This window comes from Cupriavidus pauculus (genome assembly GCF_008801835.1).
In the GTDB taxonomy this organism is placed as follows: domain Bacteria; phylum Pseudomonadota; class Gammaproteobacteria; order Burkholderiales; family Burkholderiaceae; genus Cupriavidus; species Cupriavidus pauculus.
The window spans coordinates 22,738-48,526 of record NZ_VZOW01000024.1 but is presented as its reverse complement, the minus strand read 5'-3'; the positions used below and the strand labels follow the sequence as shown (position 1 = coordinate 48,526).

Genomic DNA, 25,789 nt, shown 5'->3' with positions numbered 1-25,789 from the left:
AATTGTCTGCAGCCAAGCCTTCGCCGATGAACGTGAAGACGGCATTGCGCGTGATAGAAATCATCGAGACCTTCGCGCGCGAACGGCGCGCGTTGTCGCTTTCCGAACTGGCGCGGCTGCTGGCCGTGCCGGCCTCCAGTTGCCTGGCGTTGATCCGCACGCTGACCTCGCTCGGCTATCTCTATGAAACCGCGCGCCGACAGGGTTATTACCCGACCGGACGCCTGCTGGCGATGGCGCAGCAGATTGCCCGCCACGATCCGGTGCTCGATCGCGTGCACGACACCATGCTGGAGTTGCGCGACGCGACCGGCGAAACCGTGGTGATCGGCAAACTGCACGAAGGCAGCGCCGTGGTCTATCTGGATGTCCTGGAGTCGCCGCATGCCATCCGCTATATCGCTACGGCAGGAGAGCGGCGCGAGCTGCATGCCAACTCCATCGGCAAGGCGTTGCTGGCGGCCATGGACGACGCCGAGCGCGCGGCGGTGCTGCCGCAGCTTGCCTTTCAGGCGTTCACGCCGCGCACGCTGACCAGTGCGGGCAGCCTGGAAGATGACCTGCGCCAGTCGCGCGGGCGCGGGGCGTTTGTGAACCTGGGCGAATCGATGCCCGACGTGGGGGCGCTGGCATGGCCGGTGCGGCTATCGGGCGAGTGTTATGCGATTTCCATTGCGGGCCCCGTGTACCGCATCGAGCCCCACCTGGAGCGGTATGCGGCGATGCTGCGCGCCGCCTGCGCATCGCTGGAAAAGACCTGAATTGACGAATCGACGGCGCGCGCAGGCGGCACGCTCAGTCGGCCGCCTCGCGCGCATGCAGGCGCCACCCCTTGGGATCCGGCAGGGCCAGCGCATCGACCGGCACGGACGCCGTCAGCGCCATCACCACGTCCTTGCGGCGCCATGTCACGCCGTTTGCAGTATCGAGCGGCGACGGCAGCGCCTCCACCACATGGGCCATCATGGTCTGGAACAGATTGCCGCCGTGGCACTTGATCCACGCCTCTTTCAGCGTCCATAGCTCGAAAAACGCCACCATGCGCGCCTGGGCATCGCTATCGGCCATCAGGTCCGGCAGCGCGGCGCGTTCGGCGTCAGTGGTGGTGGCCTCGATCAGCGTATCCAGATGCCGGCGCGGCTGCAGCGGCTCGATATCGATCCCGACCGGTGCATCGGAAACCGCGCAAGCCAGGTGATCGGCCGCATGGGCAATCGACACGAACACCGGCATGCCAACCGCACCGCCGGTATGCATGGCCAGCGGCGGAGCATCCTCGGCCGCCGACAGCGCCCATTCGGATGCTTCGCCGCCAAACGTCATGGCCAGCAGGCGCCGCGCCAGCCAGCGGCCCGCCGCAAACTGCTCGGCACGCTGGTGCGAGCGCATGGCGGACAGGCGTCCCAATTCCTCCGCGGACATCCAGCGGCTGACGGGAGGCGCCATGGCGGCGAAGGCCATGACCGATCCGGTACGCAAGGCAAGCGGCATGACGGGTTGTGCAGACGGGTTCAGGATGGATCGGTCCAGCGACGGAAGATCAGCGACGTATTGATGCCGCCGAACGCGAAATTGTTGCTCATGGCGTATTCGACGTCGAGACCACGTGCGGCGCCGACGATATGGTCCAGCGGTGCGCATCGAGGATCCGGCGTATCGAGATTGATGGTCGGCGCAAACCAGCCGTCGCGCATCATTTCGATCGTCATCCACGCCTCCAGCGCACCACAGGCGCCAAGCGTATGACCAAGATAGCTCTTGAGCGAACTGATCGGCGTGCCGTCGCCGAAGACCATGTGCGTGGCTTGCGCTTCGGCCAGATCGCCCTGCTCGGTCGCCGTGCCGTGGGCGTTGATATAGCCGATCTGCTGCGCCTGCAATCCGGCGTCTTCCAGCGCCATGCGCATGGCCTGCGCCATCGTTTCCGGCTGGGCCTGCGTCACGTGATTGCCATCGCTGTTGGTGCCGTAGCCAACGACCTCGGCGAGGATTCGCGCGCCGCGCGCCTGGGCATGGTCGAGCGCTTCCAGCACCAGCGTGCCCGCGCCCTCGCCCAGCACCAGCCCGTCGCGCGCGGCGTCGAACGGCCGCGGCGTGGCCTGCGGTGCGTCGTTGCGGGTGCTTGCGGCAAACAGCGTGTCGAACACGGCCGCCTCCGTGGCGTCGAGTTCTTCGGCGCCTCCCGCCAGCATGGCCACCTGACGGCCCATGGCGATGGTCTCGTAGGCATAGCCAATGCCGTGGCTGCCCGATGTGCACGCGCTGGACGTGGTCAGGATCCGGCCCGTCACGCCGAGAAACAGGCCGATATTGACCGCCGTGGTATGCGCCATCATGCGGATGTAGGTGGTGGCGTTGATGCCGTCGGTCGTGCGATCGCTCATCATCCGCGCGAAATCCTGCGCGGCGGACGGCGTGCCGGTGGACGACCCGTAGGCAATGCCCATGCGCCCATCGGTGACGATCGGATGGCCCGCAAGGCCCGCATCCGCCAGCGCGGACTCGCTCGCCACGACCGCCATCTGCGCCACGCGACCCATGGTGCGCATGAGCTTGCGCGTGTAGTGCGGCGGCACTTCGAACGACGGCACCGGTGCGGCAAGCTGCGTGTTGAGGCCATCGATCGCGGCCCAATCGTCCATGCGTACCACGGCGTTGCGGCCGGCCGCCAGGCGCGCGCGCACCGCGGCCCAGTCGTTGCCCAGGGCGCTCACGGCGCCCGCGCCCGTCACCACCACCCGCTTCATCCGAACATGCCCCCATTCACCGAAATGACCTGCCGCGTAATGTAACCGGCATCCGGCGACAGCAGAAACGCCACGGTGGCCGCCACTTCGTCCGGCGTGCCCAGGCGACGGGCCGGAATGATCCTGAGCGCCTCGTCACGCACGTTCGCGTCGACCATTTCGGTGTCGATCAGGCCCGGCGCCACGCAATTGACCGTGATCTGCCGCTTGGCAAGTTCGATGGCCAACGCCTTGGTCGCGCCGATGATGCCGGCCTTGGCGGCGCTGTAGTTGGTCTGGCCGCGGTTGCCCACCAGCCCGGAGACCGACGACAGCGTGACGATACGCCCCGGGCGACGACGCTGCACCATCGGCATGACCACTGGATTGAGCACGTTGTAGAAGGCGTCCAGATTGGTGTGGACCACCTCGTCCCATTCTTCGCCGGACATCGCCGGAAACGCCGCGTCGCGCACGATTCCGGCATTGCACACCACGCCGTAGTAGCAGCCGTGCTGCTCGATATCGGCCAGCAGCGTTTCGGCTGCAGCCCGGCGCGCGCCGACATCGAACGACAGCACGCGTGCATTGCGCCCAAACGCGCGCACCGCGTCCGCCACCGATTCGGCTTCGTCGCGTCGCGCCCGGCAATGAATCACCACGTCGTAGCCATCGCGCGCCAGACGCAAGGCGATTGCACGGCCAATGCCACGGGATGATCCCGTGACCAGCACGGTCTGGTTGGTCATGTCAGCGGTCCTTCGAGAAATGCCCGTGCATCAGTGGGCGCATATACGGAAACCGTGGCGCGCGCCACTTCGGCGCCATCCTGGTCAAGTGTGCAGGCGAACAGCGACAGGCCATCGCCGTCCGACATTTCCAGTTGCACGCGGATGGTGAGCACGCTGCCCACCGGAAACGCCGCCACATCGCAGGCAAAGCGCCGCGAACCGAGCAGGAACCCTGCCGCCGCCCCGCCCATGCCGTGCATGCGCGCCTGCATGCCGGCCCACGCCGCGACGGTCTGCGCCATGTACTCGATGCCGATCCACGCGGGCATGCCGGCATCGTCCACAAACAGCTGCGTGGCCCGCACTGTGGCGCGCGCCACGCCGCAAACGTCATCGGCGTAAAGCAGTTCGTCGATCAGCCGCATGGACCCGGCATGGGGCATCAGTTCGCCGACCGGCGGCAACGGTTGCCGTGGGTTCGATAACGGATCGGTGGCAGACATCTTTAGCCTTGTCCCATGAGCAGCACGCAATTGCTGCCGCCGAATGCGAACGAATTACTGATGGCGTGACGCACCGGGCGTCCCAGCGTTTCGTCCGCACCAACCACGTGCAGCGGCGCAATCTGCGGATCCAGCGCGCCATCCCACCAGTGGGCCGGCAAGCGGCCGCGCGGGTTGTCCACCAGCGTCAGGTACAGCAGCGCAGCTTCCACGGCGCCCGCGGCGCCGAGCGCGTGACCGGTCTGCGGCTTGGTCGAACTGACCGGTATGTCCGCGCCCAGCAGGTCCCGCACCGCGCGCGCCTCCATCACATCGTTCTGTGGGGTGGCCGTGCCATGCAGGTTCACATAGTCGATGTCCGCGGCACTCAGGCCCGCGCGTTTCAGCGCCTGTTGCATGGCCGTGCGCGCGCCTGCGCCACTAGGATCCGGCGCCGAGATGTGATGCGCATCGGAGGTCTCGCCCCAGCCCGCCAGATGCACTGGCCCGGGCTCGCGCGACATCAGGAACAACGCCGCGCCTTCGCCAAGATTGATGCCTTGCCGGTTTGCGGACAACGGATTGCAGCGGACGGCACTGACCGAATCGAGCGCGCGGAATCCGGCGATCGTGAATGCGCACAGCGTATCGACGCCACCGGCGATGGCGAGATCGGCCATGCCGTGTTCGAGCAGCCGCGCCGCGGCGGTAAGCGCCTTGGCACTGGACGAACACGCCGTGGATATCGAATAGGCCGGTCCGGCCGCCCCCAAACGGTGAGCCAGATAGCGCGACGGGGAATCGAGTTCCTGCTGGCTATAGTGGAATCCCGCAGGCCAATGCCCGCTTTGCGCGCGTGCGCGCACGGCAAGTTCGCCCTCATGAATGCCGGACGTGCTGGTGCCGAGCACGATCGCCACGCGGGTGGGATCGACGCGCGCCATTGCGGCGTCGATCGCCGGACGCAGGCCGGCAAGTACATGCTCCAGCACGGCGTTGTTGCGGCTGGCGAGTGCCGGAGGCACGCCGGGCGGCAAATCGGCCACGTCCACGTGCGCGCGCAATGCGCCGAGATGCAAAGGCGTGCCCGGGGTATAGCGGTCGGTCAGTTCGCCGCCGGATGGTCCATCGGTACGCCACAGCGCGGCGCGTACATCGTCGCAGCCGCTGCCGAGCGCGCACGCCACGTTCATGTCATGCAGGTAGACACTCATCGCGCACCTCCGTTGTCCTGCAATGTGCGAATGACCAGGCGATAACCGTCGCGGTGCTGCGTGAACAGCGTGGTGCGGGCATCGGGATATCGAATCTCCGCGACCACTTCGCTGCCCAACACAAGCCTGCGCAGACCGGGCGCATCGTCGAGCCGCCAGCCCGCCGGCAATGCTGCGCGAATCGCCGACGCGGGCCACAGCGACAACTGCATGTCGCTCAGGATGCGCTCCGGTTTCAGCTCGGGCGGCGCCCACGGCGAGCGCGTGACGCGCAGATCCTGTCCATCCCAATCGATGCGCGCCAGCACTTGTCCGCCGGCCATCGCGGCCAGTCGTGTATGTGTGCCATCGGCTTCCAGCAGCGCGAGCATATCGCGCGTCTGCTCGCCTTGCGTCGACGGATATTGCACGGTGATCTGCTGCTGCACGTTCAAGGTGCGCCCCAGCGACGCGGGCGACAGCCGCAATAGCGGCACTTCGGCCGGCGTGGGCGGCGTAAGCGGGGACGTCGCGCAGCCCGACAGCCCGGCCGCGCCCACTAACACGCCGGCCGCGAGTGCCGCGGCAACGATCACTCGTCGCACAGCTGCTCCAGCACACTCAGGCGCCGACGCGCATCGGCCACGAAAGGATTATCGAGATCCCACGCGTAGCCGGCCAGGATCGCCGCAATCATGCGCCTAATCTCCGCAGGCGCGTCGCGATGGAAAATCACGCGCTGGAAACGTCCCTCGTACCAGGCTTCGACAAATACGCGGAAACAGTCGACGCCCGCCTTCAAGGGGCGCGCGTACTCGGCTTCCCAGTCGACGCTGTCGCCCGCGAGCTGCCGCACCAGACACGCGGTAGCAAGACTGGCAGACTTGAAAGCGATGGTGACGCCCGACGAAAAGACCGGATCGAGAAATTCGCCCGCGTTGCCCAGCAGCGCATATCCATTGCCCCACAGCGAGCGGACGTTGGCGGAATATCCGACGATCTGACGCGCCGGCGTATCCCATTGCGCATCCTTGAGCAGCGTGGCAAGCCCCGGGTCTTCGTTGACCAGCGCGCGCAGCTTGCTCATCTCGTCGCCGTCGTAGCGATCGATGAACGATTTCTCGGCCACCACGCCTTGCGAACAACGACCATTGGAAAACGGAATTGTCCAGTACCAGACATCGGCGTGCACCGGATGCACGCCCACGCGGATCTTGTTGCGGTCGAAATCGCCGGTCGGGATGCCGTCCGCCACGTGCGTGAAGATCGCCGCGCGCACCGGAAAATTAGACGGCGACTCGAGATCGAGAAGGCGCGGCAGGATACGGCCAAAGCCGGACGCATCGAGCAGGAATTTCGCCTGCACAGCGTAGGACTGGCCGTCATCGCCACGCACGGTGACAACCGGTTGTGGCCCGCTCACGTCTACCGCTTCCACAACATGCCGGAAGCGCACTTCCGCGCCCTGCTTCTGCGCCTCGCGGATCAGCACGTCATCGAAATGCGCGCGCTGAACCTGATACGTGGTGCCCCAGCCGGGCGAGAACTTGTCGCGGAAGTCGAAATCGGTGTAGCGATCGCCGCGCGCGAATGCCGCGCCGTTCTTGTACTGGAAGCCGGCCTCGACCACCGCCTGCAGCATGCCGGCTTCCTCGATATAGGCCATGCTTTGCGGCAGCAGGCTTTCACCGATCGAGAAACGTGGAAATGTCTCTTTTTCGAGTACCAGCACGCTCACGCCGCGTTTGCGCAGCAGACCGGCCGCCACCGAACCGGCGGGACCGGCGCCAATGATCAGGACTTCCGCCTGTTCCAGGTTCATCGATGTACACCTTGTGAAGAAGTTTGCATCGGGTCCGGGCGAAACCACGGTGACAGCATCCAGACCGCGCCCACCCCCGACAGCATGGTCATGCCAAATGCGTGTAGCGCCGGCGTGGACGACAACGCCAGCAGGCCGAACGCCAGCAGCGTGCTGGCAGCCCCGAGCACGATGGCCGTCCACGACACGCCGTCGCCGGGATGTTCCAGCAGAAAAATGCCGTAGTCGACGCCAACGCCCAGCAGCAAGGCCAGCGCAAGCACCGAGAACAATTGCAGCGGCAAATGCAGCCAGCCCAGCACGGCTACGCTGAAGGCCGCGGCCAACAACGTGGGCGCCAAGGCGCGCCAGCCGGCACGTCCGTAGCGCCATGCCAGCAACAGTCCCACCGCGAGCGCGCCCGCCAGCAGCATCCAGCTCATCAGGACGCGGTAGTGGTGCAGCAGCGCCGAGATGTCCGCGACGCGATCGACCCATTCCGCGCCGGGCACCTGACGCACGGCCGCGGCGATCCGGGGAATGGCCGCCGCATCGTCAATCCCGCGCAGCAGCATCACGCTGGCGTAACCACTTCCTTCCCGGTCGAGCCAGAGATGGCGCAGCGTATCCGACACCGGATTGGCCAGCCATGCCTGCAGCGTCAGCGCGCCGGAACCGGACGCCGAGGCCGGCGCCGCAATCGATCCGCCAAGGGCCTTGGCGACCGCTGCCCTGACCGCTGCTTCCTGCCGATCGGCCAACGCAGCGTCGGCGTGCTGGCGCGCCGCGGACGGCACCCAATCGGAAATCGCGACGAAGCCATCGAACGCGTGCTGGCCTACCGCATCGGCCAGCCTTGCCTTCACCGCTTCTTCGCGCGCCAGCACTTCGTCGGGCGTCGCGCCGCGCACCAGCACGAACTGCGCGGGGCTTGGGCTGCCCAGGAGACGGCCCGCCGTGCGCTGTGCATCCATCAACGCGGGCGGAGAACTCTGCAACTGCCGGATATCGTCGACCACCGGCACCTGCCATACACCGCTCACGATAAAAAGTCCGAGCGCGCCCAGTGCAAGCCACGTGCGCATATCGTTGCGCACGCGCGGCCAGCGCGCCAGGCTGTTCGAGAGCCAGTTCGACAGGCGCGTCTGACGCGGCGTGCCGCGATCGAGCAGCGGAAACCAGAACAGCACGGTCAGAAATGCCGTCGTCAAACCCACTGCTGAAAACAGCGCCATCTGGCGCAGGCCCGGGAATGGCGCAATGCCCAGCGCCAGGTACGCGACGACGCTGGTCAGCAACGCCAACGCCATGCCCGGCAGCAGGAAGCGCATGACAGCTGCTGGCGCGGCGCGCGGCATGGCCTGGCGTGCGACGAAGTAGTGAATGCCGAAATCCTCGGCCACGCCGACCAGACTGGCGCCGAATACCAGCGTGATCAGATGCACGCGGTCGAACACGATGGCGGTGGCGGAAATCGCCATGGCGGTGCCGATAAGCAGCGACAATCCCACCAGCACGATCGGGCGCAATGATCGGAACGCCAGCCAGACCAGCAGCAGCACGGCCGCAAGCGAGCCCGCGCCGATGACGTTCATTTCCCAGTTGGCCTGCGACGCCGCCGCCTCGGTGTGCAGCGGAATGCCGGCGGCGATCACGCGCACGCCACCGTCGCCAGCGCGCGCGGCGGATTCGGCGCGATGCAGCAGGTCGCCGTAGTCGGTGCTGCCGTTGGCGGAAAATGCCGGCTTGGTAATGCGACACGTCAGCAGCACCCAGTCCTTGCCATCGCCCGTCACGGTGGCCATGCCGTCGCGTTCGCGCACGCGCGTGGCGGATGCGCGTTCGAGCCACCAGTCCTGCCAGAGCCCAAGTGGATCGGCGGCCCACTCCGTCAGGCGTGGCCCCATCGAAAATTGATACAGCCGGGTCAGCGCCTGCTGCGCGAGCGTCTCCGCGTTGGTGGTGGCCAGCCGCTGCCGCTGACTATCCGTCAGCAGCCGATCGCGCCACGGACGATAGAACGCGAGTGCCGCATCGAAATCGAATGCGCCCAGCTTGTCCTCCGGCACGAGCAACTGGTTGTCTTGCGCGGCGACCTGCTGGAAGCGCTGAGCCGCGGCGCGCGTGTGCGCCCAGTCATCGGCGCCGACCAGCACGACGATCTGGCGCGACACGCCATCGCTTAGCTGTCGCAACACGCGGTCAGCGGTGGCGGTGCGCTCGCTGGTGGGCAGCAGCGCCATCACATCGGTATCGAGCCGCGACGCGCGCCAGAACTGCACCTGATGCACAACCAGTGCAATGACGAGCAGCAGCCAGGCAATCGCCAGCACGCGATCACGCCGCGTCAGACCGCCCTGCATCGAGACACCGCCCGCCACGTCATTCAAAGCGTTGTGCCTCCGACGCGTCCAGCTGTTTTGCCGCCACGGGATCGATCATCTTCACGACGCTACTGTCGCCACTCGCCTCCTCCAGCTTTACATTGCGCACGAACTGGTCACCTGACAGTTCGATGCGAGCGAAGACGCGTCGCGTGCCGGCATCTGTCGGTGTCAGCGTGAGCGTCCACGCCTGCTTGCCGATCAGCTTTCCCGTCACGTCGAAGCGCGACGACAGCGCGCGGAAATCGCCGCGCAGCATGGCGATCATCGACTCGCCGACAATCCGCATTGCCGGCTGCGCATCGGCCTGCATCTGCTGCTGGATCTTGCCGTCCGCACCGCGCACAACCAGCCGGTCCGGACTCACCAGCAGGCTTGACGGCACGGGCTCGCGCGTGGTCCACACCACGCCGCGACCACGCGCTACGACGAAATCGCCGCGTGAAACCAGCGGCTGGCTGAAGCCCGCCAAGCGGCGCGTTTGTTCGAACTGGCCGCGAATGACCGGCGCATCGGTCAGTCGTGCCGCCACCGCCGCGGCCAGGTCCTCGGCGTGCAGCGGCGCGGCGGCAAGGCATGCCAGCGCGGCGATCACGCCCAATGCATGGCGGCGCATCATGGCGTCACACCAAGACGTTGCAGCAATACCGGCGGACTCACGTACTGCATCTCGCGCGTGCGCAAATCCACGGCCACCTGGATCGAATGCCCGCGTGTCAGCCGCTCGCCTGTTGCGGCGTCGCGTACCTCGTATGCGATTTTCAAGCGGTTCTCCCATTCCACGAATGTCGCGCGCACCACCACCGTCTGGCCATAGTGCAGCGGGCGCACGTACTTCACGCGCAGGTCGACGATTGGCCACGCGTAGCCCGAATCGCGCATCTGCGGATAGTCGTAGTCGATACGCTGCAACAGCGCGCAGCGGGCCTGTTCGAAGTAACGCAGATAGTTGCCATGCCAGACCACGTCCATCGGATCCAGATCGTGAAAGGCCGGCGTCAGCGAGATTTCATGACTCAGTACGTTCGGCATGGCGCTCCCGTTGCGTCTGCTGCGGTTCCAGCCGGCCGACGCTGATGGGGTCGTCGGCCCAGAAATCGTAGAAGTTGAACCAGTCATACGGCGACAACGCCACGAGCCCTTCCACCCAGCCCGCGTAGCGCCGCGCCAGCATGGCAAATCGCGCCTCTCGTGCAGCGCGCGGCAACGTCACGTTGCGCTCGAGTTCAGCGAAGCGGATCAGATGGCCGTCGCCCTGGCGCACGCATCCCATGGCGAACAACGGGCATTTCAGCAACGCAGCCAGCACATAAGGCCCGACCGGAAAACGCGCCGGCGCACCGAGGAATGGCACACGCACGGCCCGGCCGCCGTGAGCCGGCGTGCGGTCGCCCGCAATCGCCACGAACTCGCCTGCCTCTATCTTGGCGGCCAGTTCCAGCGCGGTGGCGGGCGAAATATCGTCGATCTGGTAGAGCTGAAGGGTCGACTCGGGATCGAGCCGCGCCAGGATCCGGTTGAACCGCTGCGCATGGGCGGTGTGGACGAGCACGGTCACCCGCAGCCCGTCGATGCGATTGGCCATCGCCCGGCATAGCTCCAGGCAACCGACGTGTGCGGTCATGATGATGCCGCCCTGCCCGCTGGCGATCTGACGCAGCAGCACGTCAGCGCCTTCCTTGCTCACGCGATCGAATCGATAATGCCGGCCGATCGCGAGCAGCTTGTCCAGGATCGTATCGCCGAACGAGAACAGATGCCGCACGGAATGCCGCCACGTCGGCCGCTGGCCGAGGGCGCCCGTAACGCTTTCCAGGCGCTGCAGATACTCCATCGACGAGCGGCGCGCCAGCGGATAGGCCAGCCAGAAATACAGCACCACCGGCAGCATCGCGGCACGGAACAGAAAGCGACCGAACACGCGGTAGAGCGCGTATAGCAGCCAGATGCCCCAGACGCACGTGGACTCGCCGATCATGCTCCAGTGTTGCGCGCGCGGGCGTCGCGGTTTGCGCTGCGCGGTATCGGGATGGGCGATGCTCATGCCGCCCTCACCTTGCGCCACAGCAGCGACGGCATGCGCCACAGCATGCCCAGCGTGAGCTTGGCGAGCATGCCCGTCATCAGCACGTTGTCCTGCAGCAGCCGGAAATGCGACACGCCGTCAGTGGGATACGTGACACGCGTCGGCACGTTGATGACGGGCGTGCCACGCCAATACAGCCGCACGATGATTTCGGTATCGAATTCCATATGCCGGCCGAGCTGGACGGTATCCATCAGCGCGATCACCGCATCGAGCGGATACGCGCGCAGCCCGCACATGGAATCGCGAATATCAAGCGACAGCGTGGTCACCCACACCCAGATATGCGTCAGGTAACGGAAGTAAAAGCGATGGCGCGGCACCGTGTGATCGTAGACCGGACAGCCAGACACGACTGCGCCGGGATTCTCCTGCGCCAGGCGGAGGAACTGTGGAATGTCGTCGGCGTTGTGCTGCCCGTCCGCATCGATCTGCAGCACATGCGTGTAGCCGAGCTCGGCAGCCACACGGAAACCGCGCATCATTGCCGCACCCTTGCCCTGGTTGCTTGGCAAGCGCTCCAGCAGCACGCGGTCGGGATGCCGATCCGCAATCTCGCGCAGCACCTGGCGGCACGCCGGGCCGCTGCCGTCGTCGACCAGCAGGCAGGGCCACGGATGCCGCAGGATCGCCTCTACCATGGCGCCAATGGCATGCTCGTGGTCGTAGACCGGAACCAGCACGATGGGACGAAAAACGGCGGTCATGACGCAGCAGTGTGAAAAATGATCTTGCCGCTCGCATGCGAGCCGGCGTGAGAGGTGAGTCGAAAATCCAGCGTGCTGGCTTGCGCGCGCCACGTCAGCGCCATGCGGATCGTGGCGTTGGGGCGGATCGCAGCCTGAAATTTCAGTGCGTCGATCCGTGCGAAATGCGCTCGCGGCGGAACGTCCAGCCGCTGCGGCGCCAGCGTCATGACCCAATCGAGTTGCGCCACGCCAGGCACCACCGGCATGCCGGGAAAATGACCGTCGAATACCGCCAGATCGTCGGCAATGTCTAGTTCGGCAAGCGCCGACGCGGCATCGGCTTCTAGCCAGCGCACCGCGGGCAGCGTCTTGCGGAGCAGTTCCCGCAGCATCGCCTCGGTGGTCTTGCCCTGGGCATTGCACGGCAACTGCGGTGCGAAAACCCAGCGCCGCGGCAGCGCCAGCGGATCCGCGACAGCGCCCAGCGCATCACGCAGCGCCCGAATGATACTCGCGCGACCGTGCGTGTCGAACTGCTCGCGTCCGACATCGCTCAACACCACCACGGCGCCGACGCGGGTCCCCACGGCGGTGTCGAGCATTGCCACGCGCGCCTCGGCCACCCATGGCAGCCCGCCAAGCTGCTGCTCCAGTTGCATCAGCGACACACGCTTTTCCTCGATCTTCACGATGCGGTCCGCGCGGCCCGCCAGCACGAAACAGCCGTCGCGCGTGGGCAAGGCGCGGTCCGCGCAGACGAACCACGCATCGTCCGGCAAATGCGCGGAGCGCACGGCAAGATGCCCCTCTTGCAAGCGCCACGCCACGCCTGGCAGCGGCGTCCATTTGTCGTCATGCATCGTGCGCTGGCGCCATGCAATGCCGCCGGTTTCGGAACTGCCGAACACCTCGATTGGCGACAGTCCGGTATGACGGAGCACATCGTTGCCTGCCTCCGCCGGCAGCGGGCCACCCGACGAGAATGCCGCGAACAGCACGCCTCGCGTGGCGGGCCAGTCGAGCATCGCCGGCATGCGTTTCAGATGTGCGGGACTGCTGACCAGCACGGCGGGGGTCGTGTCCCGCACGCACCGCTCGACCACTTCTTCAAGGAATGCGAGCCGCGCGTGGGGCACGGCGCGCCCCGCTGCCAGCGGCCACAGCACCATGAACAACAGCCCATAGATATGCTGATGCGAAACCGTTGCCAGAACACGCGCCTGCGACGGAATCGCTGCGCCGAACGCCTGCTCCAGCGCACGCACTTCGGCGTCCAACTGCGCCAGGCGCTTGTCCAGGGCCAGCGGCACGCCGGTCGATCCCGAGGTGAACAGCGTGACCCCCGTATCGCGGGCGGACAGCGGCGGCCACGCCAGCGCGGACGCGGCCGAGAGCGGGACGGGCCGCAGGCCTTGCGGAAGGCCGCCAGCCATGCCGTCGACGGCAGGCCGCAACGCGTCGAGCGTTTCCGGGCGCGTATCGCCGGGGAGCACCACATGCTTGCCGGCGTGCCAAGCGCCCAGCAATGCGGCGGCAAAGTCGATTGTGCTGTCGAGATACAGCGCCCAGCGCTTGCCGGGCTGGCCAGCAAACGCCTGTCGCCACGCGGCCGCTTGCGCGACGAAATCGGCATGCTCCGGCTGCGTCGCCAGTCGATCCATTGCGGTCGCGATGCCGCGCATGCGTTCAACCATGGCGGCTCTCCGCATGACGCGCCATGACGCGTTGCCGCACAATCCATTCACCGGCAAACATCGCGCCGATCAAGCCGTAGGCAATGGCGCCGTTGTACAGCGCCCAGACGCGATCGCTGGCGGCCAGCGCCGTCACGGCGGCAATCGCCCCGTTACAGACAAAGAACACGCACCAGGCCTGCGTGACGCGGCGCGTATAGCGCACACCGTCCGGCGGCAGATCGGGCTGGCGCATGCGCGCCAGACGTTCGACCAGTGTCGGCGGATGTCGCAGGCTCCAGCCGAACACGCCCAGCATCGCCAGATTGACCAGCACCGGATACAGCTTGAGCGGCAGCGCATGGTCCGTTATGGCGACCACGGCCGCCAGCGCGCAGGCCAGCCACGCCATGGCACGCCAGCCCGCCTCGCGGCTGGTGCCGGCGCGCAACGCGGCCAGCGCCAGCAGCGCCAGCGCCATCACGCGCGGCGAGTAGTGCGTCAAGCCAACATAGATGACGAGCGGATAGGCCAGCGTCAGCAGCCCCAGCCCCCATTTGCGCCAGGCCATAGGTGTCCGGTGTCAGGCAGTCGTCGCCGAGGAATCGATCAGTCTTGCCACGGTGTGCACGACGTCGCGCACCGTCCGCACCGACTTGAACTGCTCGGGCTTCAGCGGCTGGGCGAACAGCGGCTTGAGGCGGACCAGCAGGTCGACGGCGTCGATGCTGTCGATATCGAGATCGTCGTAGAGGCGTGCGTCAAGCGTGATCAGCTCGGGCGCGATCTCGAACATCTGTTCGAGCACCGCCTTCACGCGTGCAAAGATTTCGTCATGCGTCATGGATTGCTCCGTATTCCCCCGCCAAGAATCTACTGTCATCGGCGGCTCAGATCGTTGCCCGGCCGCGTTGCGATGCAATGAAAGCAGCCAGCGTCGATACGCTGGCGAAACGGGCGCGGATTTCCTCCTTGTCGCCCTTCATGGTGACGCCGTACTTCTTCTGCAGCGCCAGACCGAGTTCCAGTGCGTCGATGGAATCGAGCCCCAGCCCTTCCACGAACAACGGCGCTTCGGCGTCGATATCGTCGGGCTTGATGTCTTCAAGAGACAGGGAAGTGATGATGAGTTCCTTGATTTCCTGTTCAAGCGCGTTCACGACGGATCTCCCTCGAAAAATAGTCGGATAGTGAATGGGTCAGCCGGCGCACCGCCTGCACGGCCTCCAGCCCGTCGGGCACCCAGCGGGCGACCTCGATGTCGGGATGGACGTCGATCACGAAGCGCGGACGGCGCGACGGCACGCGATACCACTTGCCGCCTTTTGTCAGCGTAGGCGGCTCGCAATGAATCACCACGGGCGTCAGATCGAAGCCGCCGCGCACTGCCACGTTGGCGGCGCCACGTTGCAGCCGCAGGGGCGCGCCGGGGTGCGTACGCGTGCCTTCCGGAAAAATGATCAGGCTGCTGCCGGCTCGCAACGACGCGATGCAGTCGTCAACCATCGCGGCGCCGCCGCAGTCGTTGCGGATCCAGCCGGTCGCGCGCACGGCGCCGCGCGTAAACGGGTTGCTGGCCAGATCGGCCTTGACGACACAATCGGCGCCACGCGTCAGCGCCATCAGGAAGACGGCGTCGATCAGCGACGGATGATTCGCCACGATCAGCAAGCCGCCGCGGCGCAGGCGCTCACCGTTGCGGACGTCATACTGGATCACGCCGACGGCGGCCATCAGCCACAGAAAGCACCGCAGCGCGTAGTGAACCACGTCCCGGCAGATCTGCTGGCGTCGGCCGGCGGGCCATGGCGCCAGCGCCAGCAGCGGGAAAACCAGCGCCCGGATCAGCAGCGCGCCGGCGCCAAAAACGACGAAACACAGGCCCGTGGCCAGCACGCGCCAGAAGCGGTCGAGATGCTCAGCCATGCCGCAGCCACCTCCACTCGGCCTGTTCGCCGCGATGCAGCAGCGTCGGCTCGCCGGAGAGCATGAAGCGCAGCACGTCGAGACCATGGGGAAGCAATGGACGCGTCGCGTCGGTCGAACGGTGCGCGCCGACGATATCGAGCGAAAAGGACGCGGAGCCACTCCCGGGCCGGCCAATCCGCCAGGCCCAGCCAAACAGTGCCTGCGGCTCGTTGATGAAACTGCTGTACGGGCCGGGCAGCGGCGCATCGTAGCAGACGACCAGCACCTCGTCGGCACCATCGGCCAGCAAGCCGCAGGCTTCAACGATGGCGGTCTCGACGGTGTCGCGTCCGCCCGCTATCGCCTGCACATTGGCGGTATCGGCACGATCGATCGAAAACAGCGCGCCAATGGCGTTGTGGACCGACAGACCGAATGCGGTGGGCGACAGCGGCTGGTCCGCCGCCAGTTCGCACAGCATTTCGTAGGCGCGATGAGAATCGCCGTGGCGGGAAGCGAAAACGGCCGGCGTCTGGCCACTACCGGCGCTGTCAAGCGCCTCGTCCGTGGCCGCCGTGTCATAGGCAGGGTGCAGCGCGGCACGTCCGATCGCGTTGACGCGACGGCGCAACATCGGCGCCATCGCCGCAAGCGCAGGCAGATCGGCACCCTGTGGCAGCCACGGAGCCTGGCTCCATGCCTGCCAGTCGGCGTGCGTCTGCAGTGCCGGCGCACAGGCCGCCCATGCGCGAATGTCGAATTGAAGTGCCATGCCGTGCGCGTGGGGAGAATAATGACCTGTCCAGCCGCCAGCTTTTTTCCATATCTGGTCGGCGACGCATTCTCCCATGCGCGCGCATTGGCGGGCTGTGCCAGAAGGTAACTAGAATGCAAAAGTGTAACAAACAGACCCGGCAGTTTACCGGGTCCGTGCTTTCCGCTACTTCCGGCGCCGGCCGCAAAGGCCGGCGGACCGCCTCAGGCTGTGACGATTGCCGGCAGGATCTGCCCGCTGACTTCGCCGAATCCCACGCGATATCCGTCTGCCTGGCACCACCCCGTCATGGTCACGGTGTCGCCATCTTCCAGGAAGCCACGCTCGACCCCGCCAGCCAGCGTCACCGGCTCAGCGCCGTTGCGGGTGGTTTCGAGCAGGCTCCCGCAGGAATCGGCGGTCGTGCCGCTGATCGTGCCCGATCCCATCAGGTCCCCTACCCGCACGTTGCAGCCCGACACCGTGTGATGCGCCAGCTGCTGCGCCATGGTCCAGTACATCGCCTTGAAATTGGTGCGGCATACCGTCGTCGGGCACGGCGCGCCGGCGGGCGTCAACGCCACTTCAAGCGAGATGTCGTAGGCGTTGCGGCCCTGTTGCCGCAGATAAGCGAGCGGCTCTGGCGATTGGACGGGATTGTCGCGCCGGAACGGTTCCAGCGCGTCCATCGTCACCACCCAAGGGGAGATCGAGGTGCCGAACCCCTTGCTGTTGAACGGGCCAAGCGGCACGTATTCCCACTGCTGGATATCGCGTGCGCTCCAGTCGTTCAGGATCACCATGCCGAACATATGGTCCGGCGCATCCGCTGTGCCGATCGGTTCACCGAGTGCGGACGGCTTGCCGACGATAAACGCCATTTCCAGTTCGTAGTCCAGTTTTCTGCAGGCGCTGAAAACCGGCCGCGCCTCATTGGGCAGCTTGATCTGGCCGTTCGGGCGACGCAACGGCGTACCGCTGACCACCACCGAACTGGCGCGCCCGTTGTAGCCGATCGGGATTTCGAGCCAATTTGGCAGCAGCGCATTTTCGGGATCGCGGAACATGCGTCCGACGTTCGTGGCGTGCTCGCGTGACGAATAGAAATCGGTGTAGCCGGGGATTTCCACCGGCAGATGCAGCGTCACCGTCGACATTGGCAACAGCGCCTTGCTGCGCAGCGTCGCATTGGCCGACAACAGAGCGTCGTCCGCGGACAACAGTGCACGCAAGCGCGCACGCGTTTCCGACCAGACCGGCTTGCCCAGCGCAATGAAGCGATTGAGACTGGCCTGCGCAAATGCGCCTTTGGCCGCTACGGGCAGCAACCCGGCTTCATCGAGCGCAGCCAGATCCACGACCTGGTCGCCGATCGCCACGCCAACGCGCGGCGCGCCGCTGGCAGTCGAAAACACACCGTATGGCAGGTTCTGCAGCGGAAAATGGGTCAGGCCGTCGTTGGCCGACGTCACCCAGCTGGAATGGGGGGCAGTCATTGTGGTGATACTCCGAATCAGCGCACGTTGGGGTTGAAATGCTTTTTCAGGCCCTGCCAGCACGTGTAGTAATCATGCTGCAGCAGCGCCGAATCGGCCGCATAGCGGGTCGGGCGAATCACGCCCGGGGTCTCGAACATGAACGCCATGGTGTCGGCGATCTGATGGGGCACGCTGGTATCGGCCACGCTCGCGCGTTCGAACGTCTGCGCGTCGGGGCCATGACCGCTCATGCAGTTGTGCAAGCTGGCGCCGCCCGGTGCGAAGCCGTCAGCCTTGGCATCGTAGACGCCCGCGATCAGTCCCATGAATTCGCTGGCGATGTTGCGGTGGAACCAGGGCGGGCGGAACGTATCCTGCGCCGCCAGCCAGCGCGGCCCGAAAATCACGAAATCGATGGTGTCGACCCCGGGCGTGTCCGAGGGCGATTGCAGCACCAGGAAAATTGACGGGTCGGGATGGTCGTAGCTGATCGACCCAATCGTGTTGAAGTGGCGCAAATCGTACTTGTACGGCGCATAGTTGCCATGCCACGCCACGACATCGAGCGGCGAGTGATCGATCTCGGCGCGCCACAGGTTGCCCTGGAATCGCGCCACAAGTTCGAATTTGCCTTCGCGGTCTTCATAGCTGGCCACGGGCGTCAGGAAATCGCGCGGGTTGGCAAGGCCGTTCGAGCCAATCACGCCGAGGTCCGGCAACTTGAACAGCGCACCAAAGTTCTCGCAGATATAGCCACGCGCCTGGCCATCGGGCAAATCGACACGAAAACGGACGCCGCGCGGGATCACGACGATCTCCTGCGGTTCCACGGTCAGACGTCCCATTTCGGTGGCGATCAGCAAACGGCCTTCCTGCGGCACGATCAGCATTTCGCCGTCGGCGTTGTAGAAGAAGCGGTCCTGCATCGACTGGTTGGCGAGATACAGGTGGATGCCGCAGCCGGTCTGCGCCTCCGGGCCGCCGTTGCCGGCCATAGTGACGATGCCGTCGATGAAATCGGTCGGCACCGAGGGCATCGGCGGCGGACTCCAGCGCATCTGATTCGGAGACGGCGGCACTTCGTCGAAATGACTCAGCCAGCGCGGCGAATCCATGCGCGCGAAGGGCTTGTGCATGGCCGCCGGGCGGATCCGATAAAGCCACGAACGACGGTTATGGGCGCGCGGCGCGGTGAACGCGGTGCCGGAAATCTGTTCGGCATACAAGCCATAAGGCGCGCGTTGCGGGGAATTGCGTCCGACTGGCAGCGCTCCCGGCAACGCCTCTGTCGCGAATTCATTGGCGAACCCGCTCATGTATGCGGCCAATTGCGTATCAGCCGTCTGCAAATGTGCTTGTGTCATGAAGTCTTCCTCTCACACCTTGCCGGTTTGCGCCGGCACGCCGTGCGACGGTGGCGCATCTTCGCGACGTAGCCACCCACAATTACGAATTATAAAATCGATTCACCAAATCGTAATCCACGACATTGCGGCAAGTCAAACCCCAATTACGATAGACGAGCAATGGCGAACGCATTCGATCAAAGACCGCGCGGTCAGGAACAGGGCTAGACAAGGGATGGCGCGCGAAAGGCGCAGCGAGGCGTCGCGGAATGGCGACCACCTACCGCTGGGGATGCGGTAGGGGTCGAGGCGGCACGTGAAAGCGCCAAGGGCATCGGCAGACGATGCCCGCAAGAACCGTGGCGGAACAGGCCAGGCCGTCCGCCACGGATTCCGGTGAATCAATCAGACAGGCTTGTGGCCTTCGCCCGACGTGGGACCCGATCCAAATCCACCGGGAGACGGCGAGGCGGGCTGCGCCTGCGAAGCGGCTGGCTGGCCAGCCATCGAGGCAGCTGTCACGCCGCCGTTACGGCTGGCAATGAACGCGTTGACGTCGGCCGCAAGATGCTGCGGGGCGAGTACGACTTCCAGGCCCAGCGCCTCGCAAGCCGCCAGGAAGGTAGACATGCGCGGATCAGCTTGACCCGATTCGGCGCGCAGATAAGCCTCCCGGGAAATCCCGGCCTTACGGGCGACGTCCTCCTGCTTGAGCTTGCGCGCTCGACGCAACGCCCGCAGTTGCCGGAACGGTTCGCTAGCGCCTCTTGGCACGGCTGTACTGTTCATGTCGGTCTCCAGTCACCAGTGAAAAAAAAGTGCGCGGACGTGCATTCGAGTATAGAGCACGTAAAGCGTTCCGTAAGGTCTGTTGTGGAACACTTTTACAGATTTCTTATGATGGCCCCATCTCGCGTCCCGGACTCTCATCCAGAAGACGGATAAAGCACAACTTCCTCCTCCGCCCCCACATAACGACATTGCCCGCTTTGCGTTGACGTCACATCAGTATCGTCCATGTGCGACACAAGGCAAGTTGACAAACCGACCGGTCGTGCTATTCTGCGTCCATGCAAAAGGGAAATTCCACGCGCGCCGCGATTATCGACCGGGCACTGCAATCGGCCACGAAAGTGGGTTTCGACCAGTTGTCCCTGGCCACGCTTGCCGCTGACACGAATCTGTCGAAAAGCGGCCTGTACGCGCACTTCAAGTCTAAAGAGGCCTTGCAAGAGGCTGTGCTGGCGCGCGCCATGGAGCGATTCTCGGAACTCGTGGTGCAGCCGGCGATGCGGGAACGACGCGGTATCCCGCGCATGGAAATGCTGTTCAAAGGCTATATGGCGTGGCTGGGCGGTACGGCGATCGAAGGCGGCTGCGTGTTCATGACGCTGTCGCAGGAATATCGAGATCGTCCCGGCGCCATACGGGACAAGCTTGTTCAGGCGTTCAAGGATTGGCACAGTACCATCGTGCGCGTCGTCGTCGATGCGGTCGACGAGGGCGAATTGCGGCGCGACACCGACCCGCGTCAGTTTGCGTTCGAGATGTCGGGCATTGGCATGTCGTTCCAGTCGTCGTTCAGATTGATGGGACGCAGCGATGCCGAGGCAATGGCGCAACGCGCATTTGCACGGCTGGTCAATGACGTGAAGGAGAATCGCGCCGAGGCGGCCATGGCGGGAAATTGAAGGCTGCGCGGTTCCCCCGGCTGTCGTCTCCCCATACCGCGGCGCAGTGTATCCAAAGGCACGATTGCCGCCTTTTCTTGCACAGAAAATAGCACGACTGGTCGGTCTTAAATTACAAAAAATGATGGGCCTGCGAGTCAATCACCGATCTGGGGCCAAAAAATATCAGTTGGAGGTGTTCGTCGTGTCGCAAGTATTGCCATCAGCATCTCAACCCATCCAAACGGAAACACTTCCGCGCAGCCCCAGTCAGCCGCGCAAGACTGCCCTGGAATCCGCCGCGATGGCCTGGCGCCGGCTGCGCTGGCAAGCGGGCAGCCTGTTCTTCCCCGTCGCCACATCGCGCGCGCTGGAACGCCTGTGGTTCACCCCGCCCCGTGGCAAGCCAAGCGCCGAAGGCCTGCGGCTGCTCGATACCGCGCGCACCGAATGGGCGCTGGTCACCGGTCAGGGCGGAAGTCGTCGGGTACGTGTCTATCGATGGGGCAGCAAGGGGCCGATCGCCCTCCTCGCGCATGGCTGGGGCGGCAATGCTGGCCAATGGCATGCGGTCGTGAAGGGGCTGCTGGCGGCCGGCATGCGTGTGGTGGCATTCGACGCGCTGTCGCACGGCGCTTCCGACGCTGGCGCGCAAGGTCCGCAGCAAACCTCCGCACTGGAAATGGCACGCTCGCTGCTCGCCGTGGCATGGCATGTCGGGCCGGTGCATTGCGTGATCGCCCATTCGCTGGGCGGTGCGGCTGCGGCGCTGGCCATCCGCGAAGGCCTACCCGTGCGCGGTGTGGTCATGATCGGATCGCCCGCGGACATGCACGACGCATGCTCCGCGCTGGCGTGGCAGCTCGGCATTGCGCCGCATATCCTTTCGCGCATGCAACGGCGCAGCGAGCAATGGCTCGGCGCAAGCTGGTCCTCGTTCAATGTGCCCGACGTGGGCCGTACACGTCCTGTTCCTCCGGCGCTGATCATTCACGATCGCACCGACAAGGAAGTGCGCTGGGAAGACGGCGCCGCCATTGCCGGCGCCTGGCCTGACGCAAAGTTGATGACGACGAATGGCCTGGGGCACCGACGTATTCTGCGCGACGATGCCGTGATCGGCCGTATCGCCGCGTTTGTGCGGAATCTCGGCGAACGGCCCGCCCTGCCTCGCGCGGCGACCCCGCATCTGGAGCAAATGGACAGTTGACGGGGAAAACGCAGGACGGAGGCATTCGCGATGCAGGTCCCGTCCCGCGTGTTCTCACCCTCTGGCTCTGTGAGCGGTCTTATTTGAAGGGCCGGACAGCCTCAGCTGTCTCGGCCCTTTTTCTTGGTTGCGCGCGCTGCTCGGCAGTTAATTGCGAATCAGGCTGATTCAAAATCCCTGCAAAACCAGTTTGCCGATGGTCTGACCGCCCTCCAGCAAAGCGTGAGCACGGCGCAAGTTTTCGGCGTTGATTTTCCCGAGGTTATCGCCAACGGTCGTTTGCAGCTTGCCGGCATCGATCAGCCGCGCCACCTCGTTAAGCAGGCGATGCTGAGCAATCATGTCGGGCGTCTGGAACATGGCGCGCGTGAACATGAATTCCCAAACAAAGGTAGCGCTCTTGCTTTTCAGGTCGCCGATGGCCAACGGTCCCGCATTTTCGACGATCGAGCAGATCTTGCCCTGCGGTGCGATAGCCTCGGACATTGCCTTGAAATGGCGATCCGTATCGTTGAAGCAAAGGATATAGTCGACGTGCGCGAAGCCCAGTGCGCGAAGTTGCGACGGCATGTCCTGACGATGATCGATGGTGTGGTCGGCGCCCAGGCGGCGGCACCACGCTTCGGATTCGGGACGCGACGCCGTCGCGATAACCGTCATTCCCGCCAGCACCTTGGCAAGTTGAATACCGATGGAGCCGACGCCGCCGGCGCCGCCAATAATCAGCACCGATTTACCGGCATCCTCACCCTTCGGCGAGATGCCCAGACGATCGAACAATGCTTCCCACGCGGTAATGGCGGTCAACGGCAGCGCCGCAGCCTGGGCGAAATCGAGCGTCGCCGGCTTGTGGCCAGCGATGCGCTCATCAACCAAATGGAATTCGCTGTTGGCGCCGGCGCGGGTAATGCTGCCCGCATAAAACACCGGATCGCCCACCTTGAACAGCGTCACTTCCGAACCGACCGCGACCACCGTGCCTGCCGCATCCCAGCCCAGCACGCGCGGCGGATTTTCGATCTTGTCCTTCGGTGCGCGCACCTTGGTGTCCACCGGGTTCACGGCAATGGCTTCCACCTTGACCAGCAAATCGTGACCGGTTGCTTCGGGCTTGTCGATCTCGATATCGACGAGCGACTGTGGATTGGAAATCGGAAGGTATTGGGTCAGGCCGATGGCTTTCATGTCGGGCATCCTTTGGCAACGCGCCAGTTGATCAATGCGATGCCTGCATCGTAGTCGCCCTATACTCAAATGATAAGCAGGAAAATATCGCAATCACTTTCCTGAATTTTCTGACAATCGAGAAGCATAAAAGCCCGCACACGGCGGGCCATCATATTTGCGGATTTCGGGTCAGGTCAGGTCATCAGGCACCGGGCGATAGCCCATCGACGCCGTCGAATTGTCCTGGACGAACTTTTTTGCATGAGCCTCGCGCATCGGCTTGAGCAGGAAAATCGCCATCAGCGCGGAGATTGCCGCCATGCCCGAGGCCAGCATGAAGACCGCATGCCAATCGCCGGTGGCCGCTGTGATCACGCTCGAAAAAGGCACCAGCAGCGCGGCAGTACCTTTGGCCGTATAAAGCATACCCGCGTTGGTGGCGGCAAATTTCGGACCGAAAGTGTCGCCGCAGGTCGCGGGAAAAAGACTATAGATTTCGCCCCAGGCAAAGAACACGATACCGGTCAGGATCACGAACAGCGTGGGATTCTGCCCATATTTTGCCAGCAGCAGAATGCCGACCGCCTCCACCGCGAATGCCAGAAACATGGTGTTTTCGCGACCGATATTGTCCGAAACCCAACCGAAGAACGGGCGCGTCAAGCCATTGAGGACGCGGTCGATCGTTAGTGCGAATGTCAGCGCCGGCAGGGTCAGCCCAAGAATCGAAACGGGCGAATCGTGCAACCCGAAATCCTTCGCGATCGGGCCAAGCTGGGCGGTTGCCATCAGGCCGCCGGCCGCCATCATCACGAACATCGCGTACATCACCCAAAAAATCGGTGAAGACAATACCTGGCGCGGTGAGGCGTTATAGGTCGCGGCAGCCTTGAGCGTGGCTTTCACATCGGACAGGATCTTCACCGACGGCGGTAATAGCATCATGCCCAGCAGCACGACGATAATGCCTTGCCCCAGCCCGAAATACAGGAACGTGGCTTCGTAACCGCTGCTTTTGATCATATTGGCGATGGGCACCACGGTCAGTGCCGAGCCAGCGCCAAACCCCGCGGCAGTCAGCCCTGCAGCCAACCCGCGGCGATGGGGAAACCATTTCAGCGCATTGCCCACACAGGTGCCATAGACAGCGCCGGCGCCCACGCCACCCACTGCCGCGGCGAAATAAAGCATCGGCAATGACGAGGCCATCGAATTGAGCACCCAGGCAATCGCGCATAGCAGTCCGCCACCTACCACCACCGGACGCGGCCCATATTTATCGACCAGATACCCTTCGATCGGCACCAGCCACGTTTCCGTGACCACAAAAATCGTGAACGCCACCTGGATGGCGGTGCGGCCCCAGTGATATTTATCGTCGATCGGATTGACGAACAGGGTCCAGCCGTACTGCATATTGGCGATCATTGCCATGCAAATCACACCAAATACAAGCTGCGTCCATGGCGATGAATACCAGGACGTTGGCGTACCGGCGCCGCCGGCGCTTTGCTGACTTTCCATGGTGTCTCCTTCTGGCAGTTGTGACTGCCGTTGTGGAATGGGCATCTGCATGCGATGCCTCTGTGTTTTTGCCACTGCTGCGTTCGCTGACTTCGAACGACTGAGTCGTTCTAGTGCTATACAGTATGTGGTATATCAACCATGTCAAGCCGATTCGGATGGCTACCTGATATGTCGTGCAGACATTTGAAATGCAGGGATTTACGCCGTTTTCGCGACTGGTGCGCTCGCCGCATGAAATGCCCGGCTGCCACCAGATACCCGACATTGCGTATCAATGAGTTAGATGCCAGCCCAACATCAATGTCGCGAGCGACCTCGACGCGAGACGACGCTGGCTTGCGCGTAGCAACCCGCCCTGCCTAGGGAAAATCCTGAGACATCATCTCAGTCGAATTCACCGCTAATGCCGTTGAATCGCTTCGCATTCATATGCGAAGGGAATGGCAGGAATGTATGGGAAACGCTAGACGTCATGCCGCGGCGGTGTGCGCGGTCCGGGATATGGCGGGGGAAAGGAGAAAACGGCCGTGGGAATGGGGATGCTGCAAATTGTTCAGTATTGCCGGCCGCTACAAGGCTCTGAACAAAACGACTCAGTACGGCACGATGTGCCGGGAATCCGGCGATCAGGCGTGCAGGAAACGGGGCTGCAGAACGGCGTCGGATACTGACCCGCCAATGCTGCCGATGCCGGAGGCGTCCTCGGTGGAACCCAATCCTGCAAAGCGACCATGGTCCTGTGCCGTGGTCAGCAAGCCCATCGGGACGAACGTGGCCAGGACATAGGTAACGGTCACGCCCAACGAGATCAGACCAAGGGCGGCGAGGGAAAGCAGCGTGGCGTTCATGAAAACTCCTAAGTGATGAAGATCAAGGTGAATTCATTATATGCTGCACTGCGAGGTCTGTAAATATTCTGTATGTGGTATATCACGAGAGTGTTCGCTCTAAAACGACAACGCAC

The 25,789-nt window shown here is 64.4% G+C and carries 27 protein-coding genes; 3 read left to right on the top strand and 24 right to left on the bottom strand.

Annotated elements, in window-relative coordinates; all coding sequences use genetic code 11:
* Positions 1-26 precede the first annotated feature (26 nt).
* On the top strand, positions 27-761 hold the full coding sequence (locus F7R19_RS21140) for an IclR family transcriptional regulator (RefSeq protein ID WP_061955821.1): 735 nt from the start codon (positions 27-29) through the stop codon (positions 759-761).
* Positions 762-795: 34 nt separating this feature from the next.
* Here the strand turns inward: F7R19_RS21140 and F7R19_RS21135 are convergent, their stop codons facing one another.
* The 21 genes from F7R19_RS21135 to F7R19_RS21035 form a co-directional block, all read right to left on the bottom strand.
* Positions 796-1,491 (bottom strand): 4'-phosphopantetheinyl transferase family protein, encoded by a 696-nt coding sequence (locus F7R19_RS21135; protein ID WP_227461243.1) that lies wholly within the window; start codon positions 1,489-1,491, stop codon positions 796-798.
* A gap of 20 nt (positions 1,492-1,511) precedes the next feature.
* A complete protein-coding gene (locus tag F7R19_RS21130; protein WP_150981885.1) occupies positions 1,512-2,747 on the bottom strand; it encodes a beta-ketoacyl-ACP synthase in 1,236 nt (411 codons plus the stop codon).
* Positions 2,744-3,475, bottom strand: a complete 732-nt coding sequence (gene fabG / locus F7R19_RS21125) for a 3-oxoacyl-ACP reductase FabG (protein WP_150981884.1) — start codon at positions 3,473-3,475, stop codon at positions 2,744-2,746. Before fabG ends, F7R19_RS21130 begins: the two co-directional genes overlap by 4 nt.
* Complete coding sequence (locus F7R19_RS21120) at positions 3,472-3,960, bottom strand: ApeP family dehydratase (protein WP_150981883.1); 489 nt, start codon at positions 3,958-3,960, stop codon at positions 3,472-3,474. Before F7R19_RS21120 ends, fabG begins: the two co-directional genes overlap by 4 nt.
* 2 nt (positions 3,961-3,962) lie before the next feature.
* Complete coding sequence (locus F7R19_RS21115; protein ID WP_150981882.1) at positions 3,963-5,153, bottom strand: beta-ketoacyl-ACP synthase; 1,191 nt, start codon at positions 5,151-5,153, stop codon at positions 3,963-3,965.
* Positions 5,150-5,737 carry a DUF3261 domain-containing protein gene (locus F7R19_RS21110; RefSeq protein ID WP_150981881.1) on the bottom strand — a complete coding sequence of 196 codons (588 nt, stop codon included), beginning with the start codon at positions 5,735-5,737 and terminating at the stop codon, positions 5,150-5,152. The genes F7R19_RS21115 and F7R19_RS21110 overlap by 4 nt, the downstream gene beginning before the upstream one ends.
* Positions 5,725-6,954, bottom strand: a complete 1,230-nt coding sequence (locus F7R19_RS21105; RefSeq protein WP_150981880.1) for an NAD(P)/FAD-dependent oxidoreductase — start codon at positions 6,952-6,954, stop codon at positions 5,725-5,727. The genes F7R19_RS21110 and F7R19_RS21105 overlap by 13 nt, the downstream gene beginning before the upstream one ends.
* Positions 6,951-9,314 (bottom strand): MMPL family transporter, encoded by a 2,364-nt coding sequence (locus F7R19_RS21100; protein ID WP_223506363.1) that lies wholly within the window; start codon positions 9,312-9,314, stop codon positions 6,951-6,953. Before F7R19_RS21100 ends, F7R19_RS21105 begins: the two co-directional genes overlap by 4 nt.
* Before the next feature lies 1 nt (position 9,315).
* Positions 9,316-9,936, bottom strand: coding sequence for an outer membrane lipoprotein carrier protein LolA (locus tag F7R19_RS21095; RefSeq protein ID WP_150981879.1), 621 nt, complete (start codon positions 9,934-9,936; stop codon positions 9,316-9,318).
* Positions 9,933-10,349 (bottom strand): acyl-CoA thioesterase, encoded by a 417-nt coding sequence (locus F7R19_RS21090; protein WP_150981878.1) that lies wholly within the window; start codon positions 10,347-10,349, stop codon positions 9,933-9,935. Before F7R19_RS21090 ends, F7R19_RS21095 begins: the two co-directional genes overlap by 4 nt.
* On the bottom strand, positions 10,327-11,361 hold the full coding sequence (locus tag F7R19_RS21085; RefSeq protein WP_150981877.1) for an LpxL/LpxP family acyltransferase: 1,035 nt from the start codon (positions 11,359-11,361) through the stop codon (positions 10,327-10,329). Before F7R19_RS21085 ends, F7R19_RS21090 begins: the two co-directional genes overlap by 23 nt.
* On the bottom strand, positions 11,358-12,110 hold the full coding sequence (locus F7R19_RS21080) for a glycosyltransferase family 2 protein (RefSeq protein WP_150981876.1): 753 nt from the start codon (positions 12,108-12,110) through the stop codon (positions 11,358-11,360). Before F7R19_RS21080 ends, F7R19_RS21085 begins: the two co-directional genes overlap by 4 nt.
* A complete protein-coding gene (locus tag F7R19_RS21075) occupies positions 12,107-13,786 on the bottom strand; it encodes an AMP-binding protein (protein ID WP_150981875.1) in 1,680 nt (559 codons plus the stop codon). The genes F7R19_RS21080 and F7R19_RS21075 overlap by 4 nt, the downstream gene beginning before the upstream one ends.
* Positions 13,779-14,336 carry a COG4648 family protein gene (locus F7R19_RS21070; RefSeq protein ID WP_061955847.1) on the bottom strand — a complete coding sequence of 186 codons (558 nt, stop codon included), beginning with the start codon at positions 14,334-14,336 and terminating at the stop codon, positions 13,779-13,781. The genes F7R19_RS21075 and F7R19_RS21070 overlap by 8 nt, the downstream gene beginning before the upstream one ends.
* 12 nt (positions 14,337-14,348) lie before the next feature.
* The gene (locus F7R19_RS21065) at positions 14,349-14,609 is read right to left on the bottom strand and encodes an acyl carrier protein (RefSeq protein ID WP_150981874.1); all 261 of its coding nucleotides are present in this window, start codon (positions 14,607-14,609) and stop codon (positions 14,349-14,351) included.
* Positions 14,610-14,655: 46 nt separating this feature from the next.
* Positions 14,656-14,925 carry a phosphopantetheine-binding protein gene (locus F7R19_RS21060; protein WP_061955851.1) on the bottom strand — a complete coding sequence of 90 codons (270 nt, stop codon included), beginning with the start codon at positions 14,923-14,925 and terminating at the stop codon, positions 14,656-14,658.
* Positions 14,912-15,691 (bottom strand): lysophospholipid acyltransferase family protein, encoded by a 780-nt coding sequence (locus F7R19_RS21055; protein ID WP_150981873.1) that lies wholly within the window; start codon positions 15,689-15,691, stop codon positions 14,912-14,914. The genes F7R19_RS21060 and F7R19_RS21055 overlap by 14 nt, the downstream gene beginning before the upstream one ends.
* On the bottom strand, positions 15,684-16,445 hold the full coding sequence (locus tag F7R19_RS21050) for a beta-ketoacyl synthase chain length factor (protein ID WP_150981872.1): 762 nt from the start codon (positions 16,443-16,445) through the stop codon (positions 15,684-15,686). Before F7R19_RS21050 ends, F7R19_RS21055 begins: the two co-directional genes overlap by 8 nt.
* 206 nt (positions 16,446-16,651) lie before the next feature.
* Positions 16,652-17,923, bottom strand: a complete 1,272-nt coding sequence (gene fahA, locus F7R19_RS21045; protein ID WP_150981871.1) for a fumarylacetoacetase — start codon at positions 17,921-17,923, stop codon at positions 16,652-16,654.
* A 17-nt stretch (positions 17,924-17,940) separates the two neighbouring features.
* Positions 17,941-19,269 carry a homogentisate 1,2-dioxygenase gene (gene hmgA / locus F7R19_RS21040; RefSeq protein WP_150981870.1) on the bottom strand — a complete coding sequence of 443 codons (1,329 nt, stop codon included), beginning with the start codon at positions 19,267-19,269 and terminating at the stop codon, positions 17,941-17,943.
* Between the two features lie 387 nt (positions 19,270-19,656).
* The gene (locus F7R19_RS21035; protein WP_084003942.1) at positions 19,657-20,040 is read right to left on the bottom strand and encodes a helix-turn-helix domain-containing protein; all 384 of its coding nucleotides are present in this window, start codon (positions 20,038-20,040) and stop codon (positions 19,657-19,659) included.
* Between the two features lie 281 nt (positions 20,041-20,321).
* Here F7R19_RS21035 and F7R19_RS21030 point away from each other — a divergent pair, with 281 nt between their 5' ends.
* Together F7R19_RS21030 and F7R19_RS21025 are read left to right on the top strand one after the other, a co-directional pair.
* Complete coding sequence (locus tag F7R19_RS21030; RefSeq protein WP_150981869.1) at positions 20,322-20,942, top strand: TetR/AcrR family transcriptional regulator; 621 nt, start codon at positions 20,322-20,324, stop codon at positions 20,940-20,942.
* A gap of 283 nt (positions 20,943-21,225) precedes the next feature.
* Entirely contained in the window at positions 21,226-22,131 is a 906-nt protein-coding gene (locus tag F7R19_RS21025; protein ID WP_223506095.1) for an alpha/beta fold hydrolase, read from the top strand.
* 168 nt (positions 22,132-22,299) lie between these two features.
* Here the strand turns inward: F7R19_RS21025 and F7R19_RS21020 are convergent, their stop codons facing one another.
* The 3 genes from F7R19_RS21020 to F7R19_RS21010 all read right to left on the bottom strand — a co-directional run bounded on the left by F7R19_RS21020 (position 22,300) and on the right by F7R19_RS21010 (position 25,673).
* Positions 22,300-23,316: a zinc-binding alcohol dehydrogenase family protein gene (locus F7R19_RS21020; protein WP_150981868.1), complete on the bottom strand. Its 1,017-nt coding sequence runs from the start codon at positions 23,314-23,316 to the stop codon at positions 22,300-22,302.
* A gap of 171 nt (positions 23,317-23,487) precedes the next feature.
* Complete coding sequence (oxlT, locus tag F7R19_RS21015; protein ID WP_150981867.1) at positions 23,488-24,822, bottom strand: oxalate/formate MFS antiporter; 1,335 nt, start codon at positions 24,820-24,822, stop codon at positions 23,488-23,490.
* 629 nt (positions 24,823-25,451) lie between these two features.
* Positions 25,452-25,673 (bottom strand): hypothetical protein, encoded by a 222-nt coding sequence (locus F7R19_RS21010; RefSeq protein ID WP_061955865.1) that lies wholly within the window; start codon positions 25,671-25,673, stop codon positions 25,452-25,454.
* Positions 25,674-25,789 lie beyond the last annotated feature (116 nt).

Excerpts from the sequence above, each read along its gene's own strand:
- F7R19_RS21140 (WP_061955821.1), top strand. The coding sequence starts at position 27 with ATGAACGTGAAGACGGCATTGCGCGTGATAGAAATCATCGAGACCTTC.
- F7R19_RS21135 (WP_227461243.1), bottom strand. The coding sequence starts at position 1,491 with ATGCCGCTTGCCTTGCGTACCGGATCGGTCATGGCCTTCGCCGCCATG.
- F7R19_RS21130 (WP_150981885.1), bottom strand. The coding sequence starts at position 2,747 with ATGAAGCGGGTGGTGGTGACGGGCGCGGGCGCCGTGAGCGCCCTGGGC.
- fabG (WP_150981884.1), bottom strand. The coding sequence starts at position 3,475 with ATGACCAACCAGACCGTGCTGGTCACGGGATCATCCCGTGGCATTGGC.
- F7R19_RS21120 (WP_150981883.1), bottom strand. The coding sequence starts at position 3,960 with ATGTCTGCCACCGATCCGTTATCGAACCCACGGCAACCGTTGCCGCCG.
- F7R19_RS21115 (WP_150981882.1), bottom strand. The coding sequence starts at position 5,153 with ATGAGTGTCTACCTGCATGACATGAACGTGGCGTGCGCGCTCGGCAGC.
- F7R19_RS21105 (WP_150981880.1), bottom strand. The coding sequence starts at position 6,954 with ATGAACCTGGAACAGGCGGAAGTCCTGATCATTGGCGCCGGTCCCGCC.
- F7R19_RS21095 (WP_150981879.1), bottom strand. The coding sequence starts at position 9,936 with ATGATGCGCCGCCATGCATTGGGCGTGATCGCCGCGCTGGCATGCCTT.
- F7R19_RS21090 (WP_150981878.1), bottom strand. The coding sequence starts at position 10,349 with ATGCCGAACGTACTGAGTCATGAAATCTCGCTGACGCCGGCCTTTCAC.
- F7R19_RS21085 (WP_150981877.1), bottom strand. The coding sequence starts at position 11,361 with ATGAGCATCGCCCATCCCGATACCGCGCAGCGCAAACCGCGACGCCCG.
- F7R19_RS21080 (WP_150981876.1), bottom strand. The coding sequence starts at position 12,110 with ATGACCGCCGTTTTTCGTCCCATCGTGCTGGTTCCGGTCTACGACCAC.
- F7R19_RS21075 (WP_150981875.1), bottom strand. The coding sequence starts at position 13,786 with ATGGTTGAACGCATGCGCGGCATCGCGACCGCAATGGATCGACTGGCG.
- F7R19_RS21070 (WP_061955847.1), bottom strand. The coding sequence starts at position 14,336 with ATGGCCTGGCGCAAATGGGGGCTGGGGCTGCTGACGCTGGCCTATCCG.
- F7R19_RS21065 (WP_150981874.1), bottom strand. The coding sequence starts at position 14,609 with ATGACGCATGACGAAATCTTTGCACGCGTGAAGGCGGTGCTCGAACAG.
- F7R19_RS21055 (WP_150981873.1), bottom strand. The coding sequence starts at position 15,691 with ATGGCTGAGCATCTCGACCGCTTCTGGCGCGTGCTGGCCACGGGCCTG.
- F7R19_RS21050 (WP_150981872.1), bottom strand. The coding sequence starts at position 16,445 with ATGGCACTTCAATTCGACATTCGCGCATGGGCGGCCTGTGCGCCGGCA.
- fahA (WP_150981871.1), bottom strand. The coding sequence starts at position 17,923 with ATGACTGCCCCCCATTCCAGCTGGGTGACGTCGGCCAACGACGGCCTG.
- hmgA (WP_150981870.1), bottom strand. The coding sequence starts at position 19,269 with ATGACACAAGCACATTTGCAGACGGCTGATACGCAATTGGCCGCATAC.
- F7R19_RS21035 (WP_084003942.1), bottom strand. The coding sequence starts at position 20,040 with ATGAACAGTACAGCCGTGCCAAGAGGCGCTAGCGAACCGTTCCGGCAA.
- F7R19_RS21030 (WP_150981869.1), top strand. The coding sequence starts at position 20,322 with ATGCAAAAGGGAAATTCCACGCGCGCCGCGATTATCGACCGGGCACTG.
- F7R19_RS21025 (WP_223506095.1), top strand. The coding sequence starts at position 21,226 with ATGGCCTGGCGCCGGCTGCGCTGGCAAGCGGGCAGCCTGTTCTTCCCC.
- F7R19_RS21020 (WP_150981868.1), bottom strand. The coding sequence starts at position 23,316 with ATGAAAGCCATCGGCCTGACCCAATACCTTCCGATTTCCAATCCACAG.
- oxlT (WP_150981867.1), bottom strand. The coding sequence starts at position 24,822 with ATGGAAAGTCAGCAAAGCGCCGGCGGCGCCGGTACGCCAACGTCCTGG.
- F7R19_RS21010 (WP_061955865.1), bottom strand. The coding sequence starts at position 25,673 with ATGAACGCCACGCTGCTTTCCCTCGCCGCCCTTGGTCTGATCTCGTTG.